A 20,308-nucleotide genomic window follows, 5' to 3' on the forward strand; every position below is an offset into this window, starting at 1 on the left:
TCGTGTGCATGTCGAGGTTGCCTGTGGGGAACGTGTAGCCCTTGGGCCACTTGCGAAAAGCGTCCCCATAAAGAGAGGTGAATGCCCTGCCCTCTCTCCAGAGCCCGCCTCTTCACCGTCCAGAAGGACGCCGCTGCGCCCATCGACGGTGCGCCGAGGCTCCACACCTTCCGCGCCAACGACGGCGACTTCGACCGCTACAACGACCGTCTGAGCGTCCAGGGCTGGATGCTGGACGCCTTCAACGTCAATCCCGTCGTCCTCTACAACCATGACGACGGTTCCGGTGGCTTCTTCGGTACGGGCCGCAAGGACGTGTTGCCCATCGGCAAGGGACGCGCCTACGTGCAGGGCGATGCCCTCCTGGTGGACATCGAGTTCGATCAGGAAGACGACTTCGCTCGGAAGGTAGAGAGCAAAGTTGCGCGCGGCATCCTGAATGCCGTGTCGGTACGCTACCTCATGCACCGCTACCACGAGAACGAGCGCGGCGGTTTCGACTGCGAGCAGCAAGAGCTTCTCGAAATCTCCGTCGTCACGATTCCGGGCAACCAGCGCGCGGTGAGGGTGAAGGAGCTGGCCGACGAGCGCGCCGCCTTCATCCAGGACGTGGCGAAGGCCGTGGTCGCCATTCTCGATGAACGCGAGCGGAGCAAGGCCGCGCCCTCTCCAGCCCCCGACGTCAACGCCCTGGCCAAGCACACGGCCGAGGCCCTCTTGCAGCATTTCAAGGAGATGCGATGACCCCCGAGCAGATGCAGGAAGTGGCGAAGTCCCTGGGCCCTCTCGTGGCCGCGCAGCTGATGGAGCAGGCCAAGGGCCAGCGTGAAGGGCTGGCGGGCCTCATGGGCTCGAAGTCCAAGCCCGAGGACAACCAGGTCCCCGGCATCCTGAAGAGTCTGAACGGCTTCGGCGCGTACCTGAAGGCCGTCGTCAACGCGGGCCGCAACCCGACGCGCGAGGCGGTGCTGGAGCAGGCCAAGCGCTTCGGTGGCGCGGACGTCCAGAAGGCGGTGCAGGAGAGCGTCTTCAGCTCGGCGGGCGTGCTGGTGCCGGTGCAGGAAGCGGGGGAGATGATTGAGTTCCTCCGTCCTGACTCCGTCGTCCTGGCGCTGGGCGCTCGCACCGTGCCTTTCAAGGGCGAGCTCCACTTCGGCAAGAAGACCGGGAGCGTCACCTTCAAATGGATTGGCGAGGGCGAGAAGGTGGAGAAGTCGCAGCCCTCGCACGGGAAGGTGGTGCTCAAGGCCCACAAGGCGATGATTCTGGCCGACATCTCCAACGACCTCCTGCGCAACCCGGCGGTGGGTGACGCGGGAGTGGCCGAGGACTTCCGCGAGGCGACGGCGGATGGCATGGACGAGGCGGCTCTCAACGGGGACGGCCAGGGCCCCAACCCCAAGGGTGTCCTCGCGCAGATGGACTCCTCGCACTCGAAGGCCCGGAGCGGAACGAGCGCGGACCACTACCTCGCGGACGTGGACGGCATGGTGGAGGACGTGCTCAAGGCGAACATCAAGCTGCGGCGTCCGGGCTTCCTGCTGCACCCGACACGGGAGACGGCACTGCTGGGACTGAAGGACGGCGGCACCTGGATTTTCCGGGACGAGATGCTGAACCGGGGCACGCTGCGAGGCTTCCCCTACAAGGCCTCCACGCGGATTGCGCCGAGCCGAATCCTCTTCGGCACGTGGGACCAGCTGCTCTACGGCGTGGACACGGAGCTGGTGCTGTCCGAGCACGACGTCCGCGCCGAGTACGACGAGACGACGCTCCGGGGCATCTGCCGAGGGGACTTCAAACTGCGGCACGACAAGGCGTTCTCGGAGCGCAAGGGCTACTGAGCCCGCGGAATCACCAGGAGACACGACATGCACGCAATTACGCAGGACTTCCAAGTCTTCTACAAGGCCGTCGGGGTGGCAGGTGGCGCGCTCACGGCCGGCGGGACGGGTGACGCCGCCGAGGTGACGAGCGGTGCCGTGGACCGCAACGGGTTCGACTCCGCGCAACTCCTCTTCACGGGGAGCACCAACTGTGCGGCCGGCCAGACGCTCAAGGCCACGGTGAAGCTGGCCGAGTCCGAGGACGGGGTGACGTTCGGCGCGGACGAGACGCTGGCCAATGCCGTAACGGTGGTGGCCGGTGGCGCTGCGACTCAACCCTTCTGCCTCCGGGTGGACTTGCGCGTCGCCAACCGCAAGCGCTTCCTCCGTATGAGGGTGACGCCCGACCTGTCGGCGGCGAACACGGACACCGCGCAATGGGGCGCGGCCCTTGTTCTCGGCGGCGCCGACGAATTCCCTGTGCGGTGAGCCATGCCTTCAGCTGCGGACCTCTGTCTTGCCTCCACTGTCGCGGATGACTTGGGCATCCCCGTGTCTCCGCGCGTGGAAGTGCTCGTCACGGCGGCAAGCCGCGCCGTGGCGGGCTACTGCGGCCGAGTCTTCGAGCGTGGCCTGGGCCTCGTGGAGTATCCAACTGGTTACGGGCGCCCCCTGCTTCTTCTGGAGCGCCCTCCCGTCCTGGCAGTCTCCGGCGTCTGGGAGGGTGGCAGCCAGGTCCCCGCCGAGGAGTACGAGCTTGCGGGCGGATTGGCCGAGTCCGGCATGTTGAGGCGACGGCGCGGCGTGTGGCAGGCCACGGTGCGCGCGGGCAGTGGGGTAACGGGGATGCTCGGGGACTTCCATGGGGACGGTGGCGAGGATGGACTCCGCGTCGTCTACGACGGGGGCTACGTTACTCCAGGACAGCGCGCGCTCGATGGTTCCCTGGCGGTGACACTTCCAGAGGACGTGCAGGAAGCAGCGGTCCTCACGGCGGTTCAGCTCTACCGCTCGCGAGGTGTCGACGCCATGGTGGCCAGTGAGTCCATTGGCGACTGGAGCGTCAGCTACTTCGCGGCGAAGGCCGAGGGCAAGAGTCCCATTCCGGGTGCAGCGCAAGCCCTCCTCGCCCACTACGCTCTTCATCGGGTGAGCTGATGGCGTCGCCTTCGGACAGGTTCCGTCAGATCATCTCGTACGCTCTGGTGACGGGACGGGATGCCCACGGCAAGCCCACGCTGGGGGCCGTGACATCGGCGCGTGCGCGCGTCCAGCCGAGCAGAAGACTCATCCGCGACGCGGGAGGAAACGAGCACCTTGCCTCACACGTCATCTACACGGACGCGCCGTTGACGCTGCTGCACCGCCTCTGGTTGCCAGGAGAGGACACGTCCGATTTCAACCGGGCTCGGCGGCCGGTGGCAGTGGACGAACTGGTGGACGGCGCGGGCATGGTGCGCTTCCGGAAGGTGTGGCTGTGAGTCGCGACCTTGCTGCGGAGCTGGCGACAGTGCTGGAAGCGACAGGGCTCGGCTTGGTCCGGCCTCCAGCTTCGGGCGCTAACCTCTTCACGGCCCCCATGCCCGAGGTGGATGGCGGTGTGCCGGATAAAGCCATGGCGCTGGTGGTGACAGGTGGCTCTGGACCTCTGCCGTACCTGGGGCTGGGACGTGCGGCGTACCTGTCCCCTGGCTGTCAGGTGCGCATCCGCTCGGCGCGGGAGGACTTCGAGGGCGGGCAATCTCTCGCGCACGCGGTCTTCGCAGCGCTTAACCAGACGCCCGATGTGTCGAGCGTCACCGTGCGCGCCGAGGAGAGCGCCCCGGTGTACCTGGGGACGGATGGAGCGGACCGACACCAATGGATCCTTAATCTTGAGCTTGGATACCTATACGCCGCTCCCCGCACTTAAGGACAGCGTCGGGGCTGAGTTGTTCTAGTCGAAGATGTCGGTCGAGCCGTCGTCATTGATGATGAATTTCGTTGTTGTGATTTTCCATGTTCCGTCCGTGTTCTTCCAGATATATTTGATTGTGTCGATTGGAAGGGTGAATGTGAGTGCGGGGGAGTTTCCTTTTTCCCATTCAACGGTAAAGGTGTTGGCGAGATGGTTGACGGTTGCGAGTTTGACGCGGCGAATGACGGTCCCGCAGACTATCTTCAGGGCGCTGCGCTCCATCGCTGGTATTGATTCGAGCATGATTGCACGTCGCCGCACCTCTGGAAGCATGAACATGGGCAGTTGGTCCGGTCGAATGAAGTTAGTGTCGACTCCTGAGCGCACTGGGAAAACGTACGAGTCGCCGCCGAATCCGTCGATTTTGTCTGCTCGCGTCTTCACTCCGACTGGCTGGCCAGGGAATGCCCAGATGTTGATTGCTATGATGTGGCCATTGTTGAGCGGTATCGATTTGGAATCGATAAATGGAGCTGGGAAGCATCGGTTTATGACTGTTTCGCTGTAGGCTTTTATTGTTGTGGCGGCGTCAAATTCGGATAGCGGCCTGTAGGCTGCGAGTGTTCCTGTTGCTTGGTCTTCTACTGCTCCAATTAAGAGCGTTCCTCCCATGCTGTTGGCGAAGGCTGCCATATCCTTCGCCATTTCGAATCGCTTCGAAGTGTCCATTACGGCCTTCATGTCTAAGGAGTAGTGCTCCCTGGTCGCGCCAATGGGAGGGAGGTCGGTCGCTGTCAATATTGGCTTGAACATGGGGCGGTCATTCAGCAGAAGGCGCGTCGCGGACGGTTATCGGTCTTGGGTGAATTTCATTCGGGATGCGGGCCAGTCGCAGAAAGTGTCCCCATAAATGTAGTGTGATGCCTGTCCGAGTCAAAGTCGATGTCGTGAAGCTGGAGCGCCTGCGCCGCTCTCCTGCCGAGGTGCTGCGCGCGCTGGACGTGCCGTGTCGGGACATCGCGCGGCTCGCCCTCGACTACTCCCTGTTCCTGGTGCCGGTGGGCAAGGACGGGGCGGACGGCCACCTGCGCGACACGGCCTTCCTTGACGGTCCTCGCTACAACCTAGGGCCTCCCCTCTCCACCACGTGGACAGCGGGCTACTCGCACCCGTCCGCCGGCCCCATTCATGAGGGCTGGCACTGGGGCGCGCCCATCTTCAACCCGCCGTCCCACTTCCTCCGGAAGTCCTTCCGACGTGCCCGAGGAAGCGCACGTCGCCGCGTCGCCGCCGTCCTCCAGGACTTCCTCGCTCGCCGCTTCCCCTCTCACTGAAGGAGACACACCCATGGCCCAGCCCCGAGAGGCTTTCTTTGACAAGCTCTACATCCGCGCCACGGAGACAGCGCCCACTGAGGTTGACGCGCTGGACGGCGTCACCGAGGCGCCCGTCAACCGCGCCAAGGACACCGTCGACACCAACTACTTCGGGGGCGACGGATACAAGCGCAGCAAGGGCACCCTCAAGTCCTTCACCATCCCTCTGTCTGGCCACGTCCTCCAGGGCAGCGCGCCTCAGAAGGTGTTGCGCGATGCCTTCGAGTCAGACGCCACGGTGTTCTTCACCATCATCGAGGACGAGACGGCACCCGTGGGAAGCCAGGGCTACCGCTACCCTGTGACGGTGACGTCCTACGAGGAAGGACGCACCTCCACGGACGTCGTCACCTTCTCAGTCACTCTCAACGGCCAGGGCGCTCCTGTTGCCGTGTAGCTGGCCACTGCCTTCCACCTTCGAGGAGATACCCATGTCCGCACCCGCCATGCACCGCAAGCCCCTGGGCACCCGCCGAGCCCTCCACAAGCGCGTCGCTCTCGACGGCGCCGACTACGACATTTGCCGCCCCACGCTGGGCGAGAAGATGGACGTGCTGTCCGCGTCGCGCGACGCCAAGGAGATGGGCGACAACCGCCATCCCGTGGACGAGGCGGCGGGGATGATGATGATGGCTCGCATTGCCGTCGCCTGCCTGTACTTCCCGGGCACCGCGACGCGCGTCTTCACCGAGGCCGACGTGGCGGCGGTGAAGAACGAGCCCTGGCTGGAGGAAGTGCAAGGCGAGCTGGCCTCGGCCTTCGCGGGCCCGACGCTGGAGAGCGCGAAGGGAAACTCCGAGACCACCCCGAGCTGAAGGCCCTGCATGGGGTGGTGAAGCTGACGGGCCAGTCTCCGGACGAGGTGCGTGGGTGGGCCTGGGACGACGTCGTCCACCTGCTCGCCTTCTGTGAGCTGGAGGCCGACGAGCTGCGCACGGGGCGTCCCCAGGCGGGGCCCGGGAGCGGCGGCCACACAGTGACGACGGTTTTCCGGAAGCGTCCGAAGAGGTGAGGCATGTCAGGCGGCGGGCTAAAAGTTGGGGGACTCTACGTGGCGGTCACGGCCGCCATTGGCGAGGCCATGGCCAACCTCGCCAAGCTGGTGAAGGGCGTGGAGAAGGCCGCCAAGGAAGTGAAGGAGAAGGCCGGGGACCTCGGGGACATTGGCGCGGTGGTGGCGGTGGGACTCGCGGGCGCGGTGGCCGCCGCGTCCCAGTCCAACGCGGCCATGTCCGAGGAGGTGGAGCGGATTACCTCGCTGCTCTACACCCTGGCCGCCGACATTGGCGACGCGCTGATGCCGGTGGCGAAGCAGGTGGCGGACGGGCTGGAGAAGCTAGTGGCCAGCTTCCAGTCCCTCTCGCCCGAGGTGAAGGCCAGCGCCCTGGACATGGCTGTCTGGGTGGCGGGCGCGGGCCTCGCCTTGGGTGCCTTGGGGAAGATGGCAGGCGTTGTCGAGGCCGTGGCCGCCGGGACTGGCCTCTTGCTGTCGGCCTTCAATGCGCTGAACAAGTCCACGGCGCTGGCCTCGCTCGCGGGCAGCATGGACAAGGTGACGCAGTCCATGGGCGGCATGGTGGCCACCGCGCCCTCGGTGAAAGGCAGCCTCTCACGGCTGGCCTTGTCCTTCGGAACGCTGCTGGTGCCGCTCGCCGCCGTGGCCGCTGCGTTGGCGGGAGTGGTGCTGCTCGCGGGAGCCGTCTACGCGGCCTGGGCGGACTCCAGCACGGGCCTCGCGGACTTCTTCCGGGGCCTGGGCGAGAAGCTGGGGCAGCTGGCCGCGCGGATTGTGGACGCCTACGCCCGCGCCTTCGCTGCCCTCGGGGACTTCCTCGGGCGTGCCGCCGCTTCCATGCTGGAGCGCGTGGCGGCCCTGGTGCGTGGCGTCTCGCGCCTGCTGGAGCCGGTGGCGAGGGCGGCGGGCTTCTCCCAGCTGGCGGACACCTTCGCGGCTGTCTCCACCCTCACCGGCCAGCAGCTCCTCGACACGTTGGGGCAAGGCGCCCAGCTCCTTTGGACGGGGGCGAGGGAGACAGCGGAAGCGGTGGGCTCGGCGGTGGCCGGGGCCGGGCGCACGTTGGCCGAGGGCGCGGCCTACGGGTTGAACTCCAGCGCGGCTGGGGCCAAGCGCCTGGGGACAGATATCGCCCGTGCGATCAACCTGGAGCACTTCACCGAAGCCATCCAGGCGCTCGTCGCGCAGCTGACGGGCGTGGCGTCCACCGGCAAGGCCCGCATCCGCCAGCCTACGGACAAGGCCGCATTGGAGTCCTCGGCGCGCGAGGAGGCTGCACGGGCGCGCGAGCTGGCGAAGCTCCAGGAGCAGGCCGCCGAGGAGTCGCACCGCGAATTCGTCGCCAGCGTCCGCGCCGAGGAGGCCGCTGGAGCTGCCGCGTTTCGCGAGGTGCGTCGCGAGTCCGAGGCTCTGGCCGATGCGGCCAAGGCCACCATGGAGAGCGCCCGCGCGGCCATGGAGAGCGCCCGCGAGGGAATCGTCAACCGTCTCCTCGGCGGACTGGGCCAGCTGGGCGACCTCATCAACGCGGGCCTGCAAGGGTTTCAAGCGGGTGGTGCCTATGGCGCCATCATCGCCGTGGTGTCGGAGCTGCTCATGCAGTCCGAGGGATTCAAGGGCGTCATCGAGGCCACCAACGGCATCATTCAGCAGGTGGCCGATGCGCTGGGGACGCTCCTGGAACCGCTCCAGCCGCTCTTGGGCGCCATCTCCCTCGTCATCGACGGCTTCTTCTCCGCGCTGACACCCGTCTTCGAGATGATGGGGAATGCGATTAAGCCTCTCGCGCCGCTGATTGCTCTTGTCGGGCAGCTGCTGGAGGGCCTCGCGCCTCTCTTCGAGCAGATGGGCAAGTTCTTCGTCATGCTGATGGACCCGCTGGGCCAGCTGGTGGGGCCCGTCATGAAGGCCCTGTTTGGCGTGTTGAAGTTCGTGGCCACCGTCATTCTCGCCGTGGCTCGGGCGATTGGCTGGGTGTGGAACCTCATCGTCGGGGCGGTGCAGAAGGTCATCCACGCGTTGAGCAGCCTTATCTCCTGGACGGGCTTTGATGGCCTGGCGCGCTTCGCTCGCAGCCTTGACGGGTTGAGGGTGGACACGGACGCAATGCGTGCCTCTCAGGACGCCCTGGAGGGGACGACGTGGGAGTCGGCCATGGCACGGGCTGAGGAAACGGCGCGAGTGCGCGAGCACACGCAAGCGGTGTCGCGTGCCACCGAAGCGTTGACCAATGTCCCGTCCGCCTGGAAGCGCGCGCTTCGCACCTTCGAGTCGGAGAACGCCCAGGAAGGGCCGACGCGTCCGCCCACCCCGACGTCGCCCACGGCTCCCGCGCCCGAGGAACCCGGGGACGACGAGCACGCGGCGACGCCCATTCAAGGGGGCGCCGTGCCGCAAATCCCGCCGGCAGTGCTGGAGCACTACGAGCGGATGCGGCGCCTGTTCGGCTTCGGCGTTGGCGCGACGTCCCAGTCCGCGCCCGTCACCTACAACATCGTCGGCTACGACATTGACGCCGCCATGGAACAGACGCGCCGCGACGAGACGTTGCGCCAGCAGCGCGCGGGCGTGCGCACCAGCGGCAGCCGCATCCGTCTGACGTCCCGCTTCTCCCCCGTCTGAGGACTCCCACCATGGCTGCGCTCGCCCTCTCTGGAATCCCCTTGCCGGTGCTCACCGAGCGGGGCCTCACGTACACACCCACGTTGCTGGGGGAACACCGTCGCGCCTTCTCCGGGTGGTTGCGCACCAGCGAGCGGCGAGAAGTCCTCACGTACGCGGGCAACACGGGGCCGCTCTCCCAGGAGGACGCCCGCGCATACCGGGGGCTCCTCAAGGGCGAGGGCCACGTGTGGAGCTTCGAGGCGGGCATGCGCAGCAACGCCTTCCTCCTGCCGAGCGCCACCACGGGCACGGTGACGGCGGGCGTCGCGGGTGGGCGCTATGGCGCGTGCCTTCGCATGGCCGCCAACTCCAGCGCCACGTTCCTGACGGGCATGGGCTCGAAGTGGACGGTGGCCTACTGGTGGAAGCTGGAGGGGCAAGCCAGTTGGACGCACTTCATCCACCGGGCGGGCCACTTCGTTTCCAGTGATGGGCGCGTCGACTCCACTACGCCCAACAGTGGCGCGCTCGTCGTGGACGGGGCTGGAGCGCTTCCAGCGGGGGACGTGACGCTGCGAATCCTCGGCGGGTTTGGCGGCGGCATCGGCAACCCCACCAATGCGGCGCTGCTGGTGGATGACCTCGTCATCCTTCCGTGGGTGGCGCCTTCCGCGTGGGTGACTCCCTGGTACGCCACTGGCCAGCCCTTCGGCGCGCCGTATCCGTACCACGTGGCCTCGGGCCCCGCGCTGTACGAGCCGCGCGTGGTGCTGGGCAAGGTGGGCCAGGGGCGCGCCGTGGAGTGGTGGCAGGCCGGGGCGCGCGTGCTGGGTCAAGAGTTCGACTTCGAGTTGCAGGAGCGCTGAGCATGCGTCCGCTTTCGTCCTTCCAGGCCGCTCTCCTCACCAGCCCCACGGGCTACTCGACGCATCCCCGCGTCTGGGTGCGTGACGGGCAAGGCGTCTGGCTCAACCTGCAAACGCTGTTCGGCGCCGATTGGGTGCTGGGCGTGCGCATCAACGAGAAGCTGGACGCGCCCGTGGCCGAGGCCGAGGTGGCACTTGCGCGCAATGGGGCAGGTGGGGGGCGCATGTCCCTGTCGCCCCTGGTGGTGCAGTCCCTCGCCAACACCACCCGAGGCAGCTTCGCTCCGTTGCTCGTGGAGGCGGCCTACTTCCGCATCGAGCTGGGACTGGCGGCGCCGGGAGGCGTGCCGAGGGAGGAGGACTACTTCGAGGTCTTCCGGGGCCGCATTGACGAGGTGGACACGGGACCCGAGGAGTTGAAGGTGGTGGGTCGCGACTTGGGCGGCCTGCTCCAAGACACCTTCATCGAGGTTGAGCGCGCATACGGCGACGACTCCGCGGGCGTCCCCGTGCAGGCCATCATTCAAGCTATCTGCAACGACAACGGCATGGCCAGCTTCGGCCTCTACGTGCCGGTGGACCCGCTCTCCCAACGCGGGAAGTACGCGCAGAAGGTGGAGCCCATCCTCGATGCGGTGCGCACCCTCGCGCAGCGAATCGGCTGGGACTGCCGCATGAAGTGGCGGGCAGCCACCGGGGCCTACGCGCTGACGCTCTATGCGCCGGACCGGCTCCAGATGGCCGAGGAGTGGGCCTATGGCCCGGACGAGTACGCGGACCTCACTTCGGTGACGCGCCAGCTCGTGGACATCCGCACGGACGTCGAGGTGGTTTACAGCGACAGGGCGGACCTCGACGCGTCGGGAGTGCCGAAGCGCAAGAAGGTGACGGCGAGCAACCCCACGGCGCGCGCCCAGGTGGGGCGGCGGTGGATGCAACTGGCCGAGGGCGACTCCAGCAACATCAACACCGAGGCCGAAGCGCAGCGCCTCGCGGATGCGGCGGTGGCGGACCTCTCCGTCTCGCCCCTCACGGTGAGCATGACGGTGGACCCTCACCCGGGCATGGAGCTGGGGGACCTGGTGCGCGTGGAGCCGGATGGCGTCCGCCTGGACACGGCGCAGCGGCTCGCCGTCCAGGAGCTTGAGCACGAATGCGCGACGGATGGCACCGCCCGCATGAAGCTGGTGCTGCGCGGGCAGCCCTCGACGTCGGTACGCGAGTGGCTGGAGCGCGACGCGCGTCCCGGCATCGCTCCGAGCGCGCCTTTCACCGGCCCGGCGGCGCCCCAACTGCTGAAGACAACGCCCATCGTCAACGGCTTCACCGTGGCGTGGACTCCCGCCCCCTCAGGCCCCAAGTGGGACGAGTACGAGCTGCACGTCTCGCGGGAGCCGGACTTCGTCCCTTCTGCGGACACCTTCCAGGAGCGCGCGAGGACGACGTCCTTCCAGTTGTCCAACTTGAATCCGGGCGTGACGTACTTCTGCCGGGTGGTGGGGCGGGACGTGAAGGGCAACATCGGCGCGCCTTCGGAGGCGGTGCCCGTCACCACGGCCTACCTGACGCCTGCCACGTTGATGCCCGGCGTGGCCTTTGGTGAGTCACCACCCAATCCGGACTTCGAGGCATGGAGCGTGGAGTCCTCGCCCCCGGATGCATGGGCCATGGGTGCGGGACTGTGGGCCGGACATGCCCAGGTGACGCAGGACGCGTTCACCGGCCAGCGCGCGGTGCGGCTGCTGGCGAGCGGGACGCGCCTCGACTCCCAGGCGATGATTGCCCGCCCCGGGGACAGGTACAGCGTGGACGCCTTGGCGAAGACAACGCAGCTCGGCACCGTGCTGGCCGTCCATCTCGTCTGGTACGACGGCGCCTTCAACGCGCTGTCCACGTCGAGCACCAGCCGCGCGTTGCCGGCGGCCAGCGGATGGCATCGCCTCACCGGCTTCCATGCCGCGCCGACAGGGACGCGTTACGTGCAGGTGCGCCTCTTCGTGCCGCTCACCACCGGAGAGCCTTGGGTTTACGTCGACTCCGTGAGGCTGGAGCGCGTGGGCGGCCTCGTTGAACCGTGGATTGGCATTCGCACGGACCAACTCAACGACTTGGAGAATGGGTGGACGGCCTGGGACACCACTGCGTGGCCGCTGGGCTACTACAAGAACAGCGACAACGAGGTGTCCATGCGCGGTGCCGTGCGTCCGGGGACGGTGGGCTACGTCACCGTCTACCGACTGCCGGTGGGCTACCGTCCCAGCAGTCCGCGCGTCCTCGCGCTTCCCACGAGCAACGGCTTTGGGCTTGGCCAGCTCAACGCGGATGGCACGTTGCAGGTGTACGCGGTGCCGGTGGGGGCTGTCTGGGTGAGCCTGGACGGCGTGCGCTTCCGCGCGGAGCAATAGGGAAGGCGTGGGCCACGGCTGGAAAGCGTCCCCATTGAAGAGAGGGAGAGTGGGAGCTGTGCGGCATGGCGCTGCGAGCCCCGCTCGAAAGGCTCACCATGCCCCGTCCCTCTTTGCTCCTGGCCGCTTCCCTCCTGCTCGCTTCTTCCGCCCTGGCCGCCGAGTCGCCCGGTGTCCCGGACCCGAGCCGCATCGAGGAGTTCGCGCGCCTCGTGTTCGACGCGGTGACTGCGCGCAACTGGGCTCTCGTTGCGTCCCTCGCGGTGGTGGCTGTCGTCTACGCGCTGCGCCGCTTCGGTGGCAGCATCTTCCCCTGGCTGGCGTCCTCGCGCGCTGGCGCGGTGCTGGCGCTGCTGGTGGCCGTGGCAGGTGCGGTAGCCAACGCGCTGGTAGCGGGCGAGTCCTTCACCTGGACGCTGCTGCTGAAGGCCCTGGGCATCGGCCTGGGGGCGGCGGGTGGCTTCTCCGTGCTGAAGGCGCTCCTCTTCGGTGACGAGGTGGTGCGCAAGGCCGAGGAGGCGGGAGAGCTGGCCGCAGGGGAGATTGCCGGCAAGGCGGCGGCGGTGGCCGTCCTGGAGCAGCTCCACAAGGGCCGCAAGCCGTGAGGTGGTTTGGCCTGGCTCTGGCCCTCGTGCTCGCGGGGCCGGTACGTGCCGAGGACGAGGTGCTGGACGTCGCCCATGCCACCGTGACGCTTCAGGACGGGCGCACGGTGGCGGTCTCCGAGGGCTGCTGGGTGTCCACGAGAGCGTGTCTCGACACAGCCAGGGACGTGCGTCGCCTCCAGGTGGAGAACGAGGAACTTCGCCAGCATGCGGGAGACGCGCCGTTGGTGAAGGTGCTCGTGGCGCTCGCCCTTGGGGTAGGGCTCGGCTTCACGGCGGCGCGGTTGGCGCACTAACGGGGTCGCAGGTGCAAAGCTCCTGGGTCGTCCGGGACTTGACTGTCTCGGATGGCTTTCCCGGCGATGGTGTCTTCCAGGTTTGGTAGGGTCGGCGCCGGAGAATCCGCGTTGCTTCGACCCGTTGCCATCCTTTCCGTATTGCTGGGAGTCGCCGCTTCGGCGCAGCCCCTTCCTACTGCTCGCGAACGCCAGGAGCGGCGCGTGGCTCTATCAGGCAGCCCCGCCGAACCTGTGCCGGAGCTGCGCGTCGCGGCGGGTGTCCTAACCTCGCTTGTCTTCGATGTCCCTCTCGACCGTAGCTCGGTGGAACTGGAGGGGCGCGAGCGCTTCCGCCTCGTGGACGTGGGGGAGCGAATCCTGGCCTTGGAGCCTGCCGTGGACCTGGGGCCCGGGGAGAGGCTCGGCCTCCGGGTCCGGTTTGCCGGCAGTCCCGCGCAGGACCGTGGGGTCTTTGTCCTCGTCTCCCATGCTGCGCAGGTGGACACACGCGTGGAAGTCTTTCGTCGAAAGGACTCCGTCGAACTACTCCAAGCCGAGTTGATGGACACTCGCGCTCAGCTCAAGGCACAGACGGAAGAGCTTCAGGCACTTCGGGCGCTGCGGGATTCAGGCGGGCCTGTCGGGCTAATTATGTCTGGCATGCTGGACCACTGGGGGATAGATGCAAACCGCATCAAAATAGCGAAGGCAACGAACCATGCAGAATCGCTCAAGCTTGTGGGCGGTACGACATTCCGAGCTTCAACATGGGCCGCTATAAGCGTCGAAGTCAGAAGCACCGGGAAGAATGCCTGGGCTCCATCATCGGCCCGTGTTGTACACACTAAAAGCGGCACTGTCTTGAACGTGCTTGGCGTGCGATTAGTCTTTCCACGGGTAGAGCCCAACGAGGCTGGCCTAGTGGTGATTGAAACAGAGGTGCCGTCGTGGTTGCCGGGGGAAACGTGTCTCCTGGAGTTGCTTGACAGTAATGGCGCTTCGCAAGTGCTCATTCCAGGGATAGCGTTTTAATGGATGCGCCATGCTGACAGTCATTCATCACCCTGCACAGTTCCCGCCCGGCCATACGGTCCATGGTTGGCGTATCGTGAAGCTCGTTGGCGCGGGCGCCTACGGTGCCGTCTACAAAGTGGAGATGAACGGCAAGCATTTCGCGATGAAGGTCGCGATGCACCGTGCCACGAGCGGAGATGAGGAAAAGGCCGATGCACGGCTGAAGCGCGAGTTGGGGTGTCTTGTTCATCTTCGCCATCCCAACATCATTGCGGCTCACGCCCATGGGCGATGGCCGGACTTCGAGAGTGGCTGGCTCTACGTCATTCTTGCTTTCGTGGACGGGTACACGCTGGCGGAATGGGTGGAACGGGTACACCCCACTGCGCAGGAAGTCGTCCGCCTCTTCGTGAAGCTGTCGGCTGCCGTGGACTACATGCACGGGCGTGGCGTCTTCCACCGCGACTTGAAGCTGAGCAACGTCATGGTGCGCGCCTCGGACAATGAGCCGTTCATCATCGACTTCAGCGCGGGAGACTACACGCACGCCGAAGACCTGACGGATGCTCCGCTTCCACCTGGAACCCGACGCTATCGCTCTCCCGAGGCGTCCCGGTTCCTCCGGGAGAATGGCGACAACCGCGACGCTCGCTATGAGTTCAAAGTCACGGACGACGTCTATGCCCTGGGCGTGTGTCTCTTCGATGTGCTGACCGCTCCCCAGCCCGCGAGCGACTCCGTGAAGACGCCCGTCGAGGGCAGAATGATGCCGCCGCACCCTCGGCGGTTGAACGAGCGGGTTCCAGGCGCTCTGAGCGATGCAGTGATGCGCTTCATCGCGCGCAAGCCTGAGAATCGGCCCCCCACGGCTGAGGCGGTGCGGCGTGAGCTGGAGGCCCTCGCGAAAGAGACGGGCCCCGAGTGGGTGACACCGCTTCACACCCTCACGGCAAAGCCCCTGCTCACTCCTGCGACCGGAACGGAAGATGCCGCCAAGCCGGCCCGACCTCGACGTGGAATCGTGTTAGGTGCCCTCGGGGCGGTGCTCACTCTGGCGGCCTTGGTGGGCTTCTTCGCGCCGAGGCAGTCCGGGCAGGAGTCGAGCGCGATGGCATCCGTCGAGCCCTCCGCGCAGAGAGACGCCGGAACGGGCGCCCCATTGCTCGTAGTGGCCCCGCAGGAGGATGCCGGTATGCCCCTGGGAACAGGCGTCGTTTCTCCCGCGCCTGTTGCATCATCCCCTGGGGTAGCGTTGTCCCCTCAAGGTCCAGTCCAGAAGGAAAGCCCCTCCGTGAAGCGTGCCCCTATCGTCGCCAGTACGTCCGAGTCTCCGGCCATGAAGGCCCCTGCATCCAGTGGCGGCCGGGCCGAGTTCCTCAAGAAGTGCGCTGCGGCCACTGCCGTCGTGGCCTTGCAGATGGGGTGTCCGAGCAGTTCCCAGGTACGTCCGGGTCCAAGCGAATGCCCCGATGAAGCGCGCGAGGCAATGTTCGAGGTGCTCCGTATTCGGGAAGGAGACTCGGTGGTGGTGACCCTCGACAAGAGCCAGCCGGGGGCGATGAATGAGCGAGGTGACTATTCGGATGGTCCGGTAAGAGGCGTTGTCCTCAATGGGAATCGAGAACTTCCAACGGGAACAGTGCTCCTGGGTCGATTGTGGACACGCGGCGGAGCCTTGTTGGCACGCTACACCGAAGCAAGGTATTCGAATGGGCGCACATACCCCGTTTGCATCGTCATTGGTGAGAACGGTGCCGAGGAGGCAGAGGAGGGAGCCCAGCCCGGAACCGTCTATTTCCCCCGGAGCGCCTACGGCTATGCTGTAAAAAACTGGCCCTAGTCTCTCTTTGTAAAGAGGCTTTGCGGTGCCTGTAGTTTTTACCGGATGCGGGCTTTGCGCGGCCTCCAACCTATAGCGTCGTTCACGTCTTACGTGACTGGAGTTACCTTCCGTCTGCCTTCACGCGAAGTCATTCGCGGAGGGCTATCAGGAGACTCCCGCCATGTCTGATGATTCCGACCCTCGGCTAACCGAGGGTGTGGTCCTCTTTTCTCAAGGGGATACCACGTACTTTCTCTTCCAGATTCTCGGAGAGGGCCGCAACGGGGAGCGCATCCTCTACGCGCGGCCCCGCACTCCCGCAGGGCTTCAAGGCAAGGTCTTGGTCAAGTACGTGGCGCTCCCCCAGGGTGCGGCCCCCTCGGAGAATCAACAGCACGCACGCGTTCGACTGGAAGAGGAAGTCAGGCTGGCGCGGTTCCTCCAACACCCCAACATCGCCCGCGTTCTTGGCCTCTTCGAGATGAAGCACGCTCTTTGCGTTGCCAGTGAATGTGTCGATGGCTTCACGTTGGATTCGCTGCTTGCCATTGCGCAGGCGCGCGGGCGCTACTTCTCCGAAGCCTTCGTCCTGTACGTCTTCGCAGAGGTCGCGGCAGCCCTGGCCTACGCTCATGCGCGCACGGACGATGCTGGAATCCCGCTGAACATCGTGAACCGCGACGTCAACCCCATGCGGATTCGTCTCACTCCTCGGGGGGGCGTGAAGCTGACGGACTTTGGTGTTGCCTTCTCGCGACTGGCGGGGCGCATTGCTACGACGCTTCCGCGTCCCAAGGGCGACGTCATCTACTCTTCTCCGGAACTGCTGCTGGGAGAGGACATTGACGGACGCGCGGACATGTTCTCCCTGGGCTTGACGATGCTGGAGTTCGCCACGGGCCGGCACCTGTACGACCCGGGTAACTTGAAGCTGTCGGATCTGGAGGCGCGCATGTCCGAGGAGGAACGGCGCCGCGTACTGAAGGCGACCGTCAGAAGCATGGACGCGGGGCTGACATCGCTCGCGGAGGATGCGATCTGCTGGGCCATGGCGTACCGCCCCCTTGATGTGGATGTCGCGGTCCTGGGAGTGCCCGAGCAGCTCCGCGCCATTCTCCGCAAGCTGTTCCACCGCAAACCGTCCGAGCGCTTCGAGACCGCCGCTGATTTGGAGAACGCGCTTCGAGTTCGGCTCGCGGAGCTGGGCCCCTTCAGCGCAGCGGATGCGGTGGCGGAAGTCGAGCAGGCACTTTCCGACGCGGGCGATGCGATGGAAGAGCTGAACTTGCTCGACGACGAGGGCGGCTTCATCCCTGCCGATTGGCGGGCGCACCCGGACCAAGTCGAGACGCAGCCCGAAACGCGCAACGAAGACGAGCTGACGACGGACCCCCGTCCTGGTGCCCGTCGAGCTGTGAAGGCGCTGCCGACCGCCTGACGTCGGCACCTATCTCCACTCACCACTGCTGATTCACCACCGGCCCGACGCAAGTCGCTGCGCCGACCGGGAGACGTGTGTCTTTCGTGCCTCATTCCGGGGCACGCATGGGGGACGTGTATGCAAAGGATGCGAAGCTGGTTTGTCTCGCTGTTGCTGGTGCTGCCTGGAGTGGCCGGGGCGGAAGAGATTGCGGACCCACCGCCGCCCGAAGAAGAGGAGACCGTGAACCTGCTCCCACCCGAGGGGACGGTGCAGCCGTTGCCCCTTGAGGGCGAAACGACCGAGGCCGCGTCGGTGCCGGTCGACCCCTCCACGCGATGGGCCTCCCTGCTGCGAGTCGAGACGTCTGCATGGGCGCTGCTGCCCCGCTCGGGCATGGGCACGGATGAGGGCTACTTCCAGGTTGAGCCCACCATTGTCTTTGAGCGTGGCGAGGAGTTCGGCGTCAACCTCGGGGCTCCGCTGCGGTTGCGCGTGTGGGGGCCGAAGGATGGTGGGGTTGTCCGGCGCGAGGACTGGGACGAACTCTCGGACTGGGGACAGCTGGTGAGGAGTCTCAAGCTGGGCTCGGACAACTCGCCGCTGGGCGTGTGGTTCGGGAAGCTCGATAGCTACAGCCTCCTCTCCGGGCATCTCGTCCGGCGCTACGCCCACCGCGCGAATCCGAATTACCACCCGGCGGCGGGCGTCCTCACCGGCACACTGGGGCCCGTCTACGTCGAGGCGTTCTCTTCGGACGTTCTCGGTGCTCGGCTGATGGGGGCAGAGGCAGAGCTGGATGTGGAGCACGTTCTCTTCGGCAAGCCCAAACAGAAGGGGCGCTACACACTGGGCCTGTCGGCCGTACATGACTGGGGGCGTGCCGGTGGGCGTGCGGCCTCGGTGACGCTGGCGCACATGGACGCGGTGGCCGTGCTGTTGGTCCGGCCGGGGTATGAAGCGCATGTCTTCGCGGGCTGGGGAGGCAGGCCAGGGGAGGCAGGCGCATGGGGCGCGGTGGTCGGCGCGGGCGCGGATGTACTCACGCAGACACTCAACATGGCGTTGAGGCTAGAGGCGCGGCGGCAACACGGTGGCTTCCGGCAAGGGTTCTTCGGGCCAGATTACGAGCTGGCGCGCTTCCAGGCAGCGGGCCCTGATGGCGTACCGCTCGCGGATGCGCCCTTCCCGGATGGCTACTCCATTCATGGCGAGGCCGTGGTGGGCTGGGATGCGGTCAGCTATGGGGGCCTCTACAAGCACCTCAAGCTGTCGCTGGGCGCGGAAGCCTTCACCTGGGGCCGCTTCGATGTGGACGGGCGCGTGGCGGTGCAGCTGTTCGAGCGCGCCCTTGAAGTGGCGTTGACGGGCCTCGCGGCGGGCGCTGGCAAGCCCGGGGCGCGCTACCTGGGAGCGGCGGAAGTGCGCTGGCGGTTCCTGGGAGGGAAGTTCTACGCGCTCGGGACGGGCGGCACGCTGCTGTTCCCCACGACCGAAGGAACGTTGCGGCCTGGCGCCTTCGCATCAGTGGGACTGGGGGTGGACAATGCGCGCTAACGCCCTGCTGCTCGCCGTGGCCCTGCTGGCGGCGGGATGTGCCTCCGTGTCGCGCGCTCCCGGGCGTAGTGGAACCTTGAGCTTCGCGTCGCAAGGGACCCGTGTGGAGCTTCCCGCCGAATCCCCGCGCCTGACCGCTCCTCGCGTGGCGGCCTCTTCGTCGGACGAAGACGCGCGGTTGAGGCACCGCCGAGATTTCCGCGATGGTTCCGCGAGTGGGGCGAGTAGCTCGACCGGTACTTTCGTGGGGGGCTCCATGGGTCGCCCCCCCTCAAAGGAAGATGCCTGGGAGAAGCTTCTGACGGATGCCGGGCTGGAGGACCGGGACGAGCGGCCCGTAGCGGGCAGCTCGCTCACGCCCGCACAGGCCGCACGGCTCTTGGAGGCGTTGCTGAGTAGGGACGTGACGCTGGGCCAGTTTCCGGCACGGGTCGCGGTGGGCTTCATGCTGCGCGAAGTGCTCGACACGGGCGAGGTGTCACGCGCCGAGTTGGTGCAGAGGGTGGAGCGCTTCAATCATCTGGCGGTGCTCCGGCCTGACGGGTGCCTAGCCTGGGTGCGCAGTGGCAGGACGCAGCAGCGAGTGGCTCCAGTGGAGTGGAAAGATGGAACCTTCCGCGCGCACGGCTTCGAGCTGGGTCGCTTCTACAATGGGCGCACGGGCGTCTTCCGTTTGCTGGACGACGAGCTGCGGGAGGTCAACGGTTTCGCCATCGCGGACGTCCACGACGATGCCGACGTCATCAGTCGCACGCTGGACGGGGCAGAAGAAGCCTTCGTCGGGCTGGCCTTGGCGGTAGGGCAGTTCTTCTCGACGTCGCCCGCTGACAACCTCGCGGCGCTGCGACACATGCCTGCCGCTGTGGCCGCGCTGCTGGCTTCGTCGCCTGAGTACATGGAGCGCTTCCAGTACATGACACGCGGCGAGCAGATTCAGTCCGTCTCCAAGCTGGTGACGAACATCATCGCCACTTGGGGCACGGTGTCATCCGCAACGCGCACGCTTCAAGGTGCGTCGCTCGCAACTGCGGAAGTGCCGGTGTTGTCCCTGTCCGCACAAGGGGCGCTCGCCATGGAGCGCGTAGCGGTGCCGGTGGGGCGCGCGGCGGCGGTGCTGAGCGGCGGTCCAGGAGCCGCCATCATCCTTCAGCGGGCGAGCACGGCCGCGAAGCAGGGTGGACCAGCCAAGGGCCCCGGCCAGTGGGGACCCTCTGGAGAGAAGGGCGCTTCTGCTCGTGCTCGGGCGTACCAGGAACAAATCTCGGGCCGTTCGTACGACGATGCATACTGGGTAGGAGGTGTTGGCAGAAAGAGCGGTGGGACGAAGTTCGATGGCTTCGAGGATGGAGTGCTACTGGAAGCCAAGGGACCCGGTTACGCTGAGTTCTTCGAGGCCGACCTTGCCCCCAAGGATTGGTTCAGGGCATCAGGAAAGGCCCAGGACCTCGTTGACCAAGCCCTGCGGCAAATCGGCAAAGTCAAGGGCAAGGGCATTCCCATAGAGTGGCATATCGCGGAGAAGCATGCCGCCGATGCCATCCGCAAACTCCTCAGTGGCAGAGGCGTCAGGGAGATTGCCGTCATTCACACCCCAGCACGCGTCCTGGTCCCCTGAGGCGAGGG

At 66.4% G+C, this 20,308-nt stretch carries 21 protein-coding genes; 20 read left to right on the forward strand and 1 reads right to left on the reverse strand.

The window, feature by feature from the left end:
• Positions 1 to 81: 81 nt before the first annotated feature.
• From FJV41_RS09985 to FJV41_RS10010, 6 genes are read left to right on the forward strand one after another with little or no spacing between them, the layout of a single operon-like run.
• Complete coding sequence (locus FJV41_RS09985; protein ID WP_141642206.1) at positions 82 to 744, forward strand: HK97 family phage prohead protease; 663 nt, start codon at positions 82 to 84, stop codon at positions 742 to 744.
• Positions 741 to 1,844, forward strand: a complete 1,104-nt coding sequence (locus FJV41_RS09990; protein WP_141642207.1) for a phage major capsid protein — start codon at positions 741 to 743, stop codon at positions 1,842 to 1,844. Before FJV41_RS09985 ends, FJV41_RS09990 begins: the two co-directional genes overlap by 4 nt.
• A 27-nt stretch (positions 1,845 to 1,871) precedes the next feature.
• Positions 1,872 to 2,315, forward strand: a complete 444-nt coding sequence (locus FJV41_RS09995; protein ID WP_141642208.1) for a hypothetical protein — start codon at positions 1,872 to 1,874, stop codon at positions 2,313 to 2,315.
• Between the two features lie 3 nt (positions 2,316 to 2,318).
• Positions 2,319 to 2,984: a hypothetical protein gene (locus tag FJV41_RS10000; protein WP_141642209.1), complete on the forward strand. Its 666-nt coding sequence runs from the start codon at positions 2,319 to 2,321 to the stop codon at positions 2,982 to 2,984.
• On the forward strand, positions 2,984 to 3,307 hold the full coding sequence (locus tag FJV41_RS10005) for a hypothetical protein (RefSeq protein WP_141642210.1): 324 nt from the start codon (positions 2,984 to 2,986) through the stop codon (positions 3,305 to 3,307). The genes FJV41_RS10000 and FJV41_RS10005 overlap by 1 nt, the downstream gene beginning before the upstream one ends.
• On the forward strand, positions 3,304 to 3,738 hold the full coding sequence (locus FJV41_RS10010; protein ID WP_141642211.1) for a minor capsid protein: 435 nt from the start codon (positions 3,304 to 3,306) through the stop codon (positions 3,736 to 3,738). Before FJV41_RS10005 ends, FJV41_RS10010 begins: the two co-directional genes overlap by 4 nt.
• A 24-nt stretch (positions 3,739 to 3,762) precedes the next feature.
• On the opposite strand, the gene FJV41_RS10015 is transcribed toward FJV41_RS10010, so the two are convergent.
• A complete protein-coding gene (locus FJV41_RS10015) occupies positions 3,763 to 4,536 on the reverse strand; it encodes an AlbA family DNA-binding domain-containing protein (protein ID WP_141642212.1) in 774 nt (257 codons plus the stop codon).
• Between the two features lie 107 nt (positions 4,537 to 4,643).
• Between FJV41_RS10015 and FJV41_RS10020 the strand changes: the two genes are divergently transcribed.
• The 14 genes from FJV41_RS10020 (at position 4,644) to FJV41_RS10085 (ending at position 20,300) form a co-directional block, all read left to right on the forward strand.
• A complete protein-coding gene (locus FJV41_RS10020; protein ID WP_141642213.1) occupies positions 4,644 to 5,057 on the forward strand; it encodes a hypothetical protein in 414 nt (137 codons plus the stop codon).
• 13 nt (positions 5,058 to 5,070) lie between these two features.
• Positions 5,071 to 5,496: a phage tail tube protein gene (locus FJV41_RS10025; RefSeq protein ID WP_141642214.1), complete on the forward strand. Its 426-nt coding sequence runs from the start codon at positions 5,071 to 5,073 to the stop codon at positions 5,494 to 5,496.
• A 34-nt stretch (positions 5,497 to 5,530) separates the two neighbouring features.
• The gene (locus FJV41_RS10030; protein WP_141642215.1) at positions 5,531 to 5,914 is read left to right on the forward strand and encodes a phage tail protein; all 384 of its coding nucleotides are present in this window, start codon (positions 5,531 to 5,533) and stop codon (positions 5,912 to 5,914) included.
• Positions 5,915 to 5,928: 14 nt separating this feature from the next.
• On the forward strand, positions 5,929 to 6,111 hold the full coding sequence (locus tag FJV41_RS10035) for a hypothetical protein (protein WP_141642216.1): 183 nt from the start codon (positions 5,929 to 5,931) through the stop codon (positions 6,109 to 6,111).
• A 39-nt stretch (positions 6,112 to 6,150) separates the two neighbouring features.
• Positions 6,151 to 8,736 (forward strand): phage tail family protein, encoded by a 2,586-nt coding sequence (locus tag FJV41_RS10040; RefSeq protein ID WP_141642217.1) that lies wholly within the window; start codon positions 6,151 to 6,153, stop codon positions 8,734 to 8,736.
• An 11-nt stretch (positions 8,737 to 8,747) separates the two neighbouring features.
• On the forward strand, positions 8,748 to 9,584 hold the full coding sequence (locus FJV41_RS10045; RefSeq protein WP_141642218.1) for a hypothetical protein: 837 nt from the start codon (positions 8,748 to 8,750) through the stop codon (positions 9,582 to 9,584).
• A 2-nt stretch (positions 9,585 to 9,586) separates the two neighbouring features.
• Positions 9,587 to 11,989 carry a fibronectin type III domain-containing protein gene (locus tag FJV41_RS10050; RefSeq protein WP_141642219.1) on the forward strand — a complete coding sequence of 801 codons (2,403 nt, stop codon included), beginning with the start codon at positions 9,587 to 9,589 and terminating at the stop codon, positions 11,987 to 11,989.
• 98 nt (positions 11,990 to 12,087) lie between these two features.
• The gene (locus FJV41_RS10055) at positions 12,088 to 12,594 is read left to right on the forward strand and encodes a hypothetical protein (RefSeq protein WP_246137125.1); all 507 of its coding nucleotides are present in this window, start codon (positions 12,088 to 12,090) and stop codon (positions 12,592 to 12,594) included.
• Entirely contained in the window at positions 12,591 to 12,890 is a 300-nt protein-coding gene (locus FJV41_RS10060; RefSeq protein WP_141642220.1) for a hypothetical protein, read from the forward strand. The genes FJV41_RS10055 and FJV41_RS10060 overlap by 4 nt, the downstream gene beginning before the upstream one ends.
• A gap of 66 nt (positions 12,891 to 12,956) precedes the next feature.
• The gene (locus FJV41_RS10065; RefSeq protein ID WP_246137128.1) at positions 12,957 to 13,904 is read left to right on the forward strand and encodes a DUF2381 family protein; all 948 of its coding nucleotides are present in this window, start codon (positions 12,957 to 12,959) and stop codon (positions 13,902 to 13,904) included.
• Positions 13,905 to 13,914: 10 nt separating this feature from the next.
• On the forward strand, positions 13,915 to 15,726 hold the full coding sequence (locus FJV41_RS10070; protein ID WP_181790537.1) for a serine/threonine protein kinase: 1,812 nt from the start codon (positions 13,915 to 13,917) through the stop codon (positions 15,724 to 15,726).
• A 163-nt stretch (positions 15,727 to 15,889) separates the two neighbouring features.
• Positions 15,890 to 17,146 carry a serine/threonine protein kinase gene (locus FJV41_RS10075; RefSeq protein ID WP_141642222.1) on the forward strand — a complete coding sequence of 419 codons (1,257 nt, stop codon included), beginning with the start codon at positions 15,890 to 15,892 and terminating at the stop codon, positions 17,144 to 17,146.
• Between the two features lie 120 nt (positions 17,147 to 17,266).
• Complete coding sequence (locus FJV41_RS10080) at positions 17,267 to 18,685, forward strand: hypothetical protein (protein WP_141642223.1); 1,419 nt, start codon at positions 17,267 to 17,269, stop codon at positions 18,683 to 18,685.
• 256 nt (positions 18,686 to 18,941) lie between these two features.
• Positions 18,942 to 20,300, forward strand: coding sequence for a Tox-REase-5 domain-containing protein (locus FJV41_RS10085; protein WP_438616736.1), 1,359 nt, complete (start codon positions 18,942 to 18,944; stop codon positions 20,298 to 20,300).
• Positions 20,301 to 20,308 lie beyond the last annotated feature (8 nt).

Source organism: Myxococcus llanfairpwllgwyngyllgogerychwyrndrobwllllantysiliogogogochensis, assembly GCF_006636215.1.
Classification (GTDB): Bacteria; Myxococcota; Myxococcia; order Myxococcales; family Myxococcaceae; genus Myxococcus; species Myxococcus llanfairpwllgwyngyllgogerychwyrndrobwllllantysiliogogogochensis.

Coding starts and splice junctions, on each gene's coding strand:
- FJV41_RS09995 (WP_141642208.1), top strand. CDS start 1,872: ATGCACGCAATTACGCAGGACTTCCAAGTCTTCTACAAGGCCGTCGGG.
- FJV41_RS10075 (WP_141642222.1), top strand. CDS start 15,890: ATGTCTGATGATTCCGACCCTCGGCTAACCGAGGGTGTGGTCCTCTTT.
- FJV41_RS10005 (WP_141642210.1), top strand. CDS start 2,984: ATGGCGTCGCCTTCGGACAGGTTCCGTCAGATCATCTCGTACGCTCTG.
- FJV41_RS09990 (WP_141642207.1), top strand. CDS start 741: ATGACCCCCGAGCAGATGCAGGAAGTGGCGAAGTCCCTGGGCCCTCTC.
- FJV41_RS10085 (WP_438616736.1), top strand. CDS start 18,942: ATGGGTCGCCCCCCCTCAAAGGAAGATGCCTGGGAGAAGCTTCTGACG.
- FJV41_RS10025 (WP_141642214.1), top strand. CDS start 5,071: ATGGCCCAGCCCCGAGAGGCTTTCTTTGACAAGCTCTACATCCGCGCC.
- FJV41_RS10055 (WP_246137125.1), top strand. CDS start 12,088: ATGCCCCGTCCCTCTTTGCTCCTGGCCGCTTCCCTCCTGCTCGCTTCT.
- FJV41_RS10020 (WP_141642213.1), top strand. CDS start 4,644: ATGCCTGTCCGAGTCAAAGTCGATGTCGTGAAGCTGGAGCGCCTGCGC.
- FJV41_RS10045 (WP_141642218.1), top strand. CDS start 8,748: ATGGCTGCGCTCGCCCTCTCTGGAATCCCCTTGCCGGTGCTCACCGAG.
- FJV41_RS10050 (WP_141642219.1), top strand. CDS start 9,587: ATGCGTCCGCTTTCGTCCTTCCAGGCCGCTCTCCTCACCAGCCCCACG.
- FJV41_RS10080 (WP_141642223.1), top strand. CDS start 17,267: ATGCAAAGGATGCGAAGCTGGTTTGTCTCGCTGTTGCTGGTGCTGCCT.
- FJV41_RS10065 (WP_246137128.1), top strand. CDS start 12,957: ATGGTGTCTTCCAGGTTTGGTAGGGTCGGCGCCGGAGAATCCGCGTTG.
- FJV41_RS10015 (WP_141642212.1), bottom strand. CDS start 4,536: ATGTTCAAGCCAATATTGACAGCGACCGACCTCCCTCCCATTGGCGCG.
- FJV41_RS10030 (WP_141642215.1), top strand. CDS start 5,531: ATGTCCGCACCCGCCATGCACCGCAAGCCCCTGGGCACCCGCCGAGCC.
- FJV41_RS09985 (WP_141642206.1), top strand. CDS start 82: ATGCCCTGCCCTCTCTCCAGAGCCCGCCTCTTCACCGTCCAGAAGGAC.
- FJV41_RS10070 (WP_181790537.1), top strand. CDS start 13,915: ATGCTGACAGTCATTCATCACCCTGCACAGTTCCCGCCCGGCCATACG.
- FJV41_RS10000 (WP_141642209.1), top strand. CDS start 2,319: ATGCCTTCAGCTGCGGACCTCTGTCTTGCCTCCACTGTCGCGGATGAC.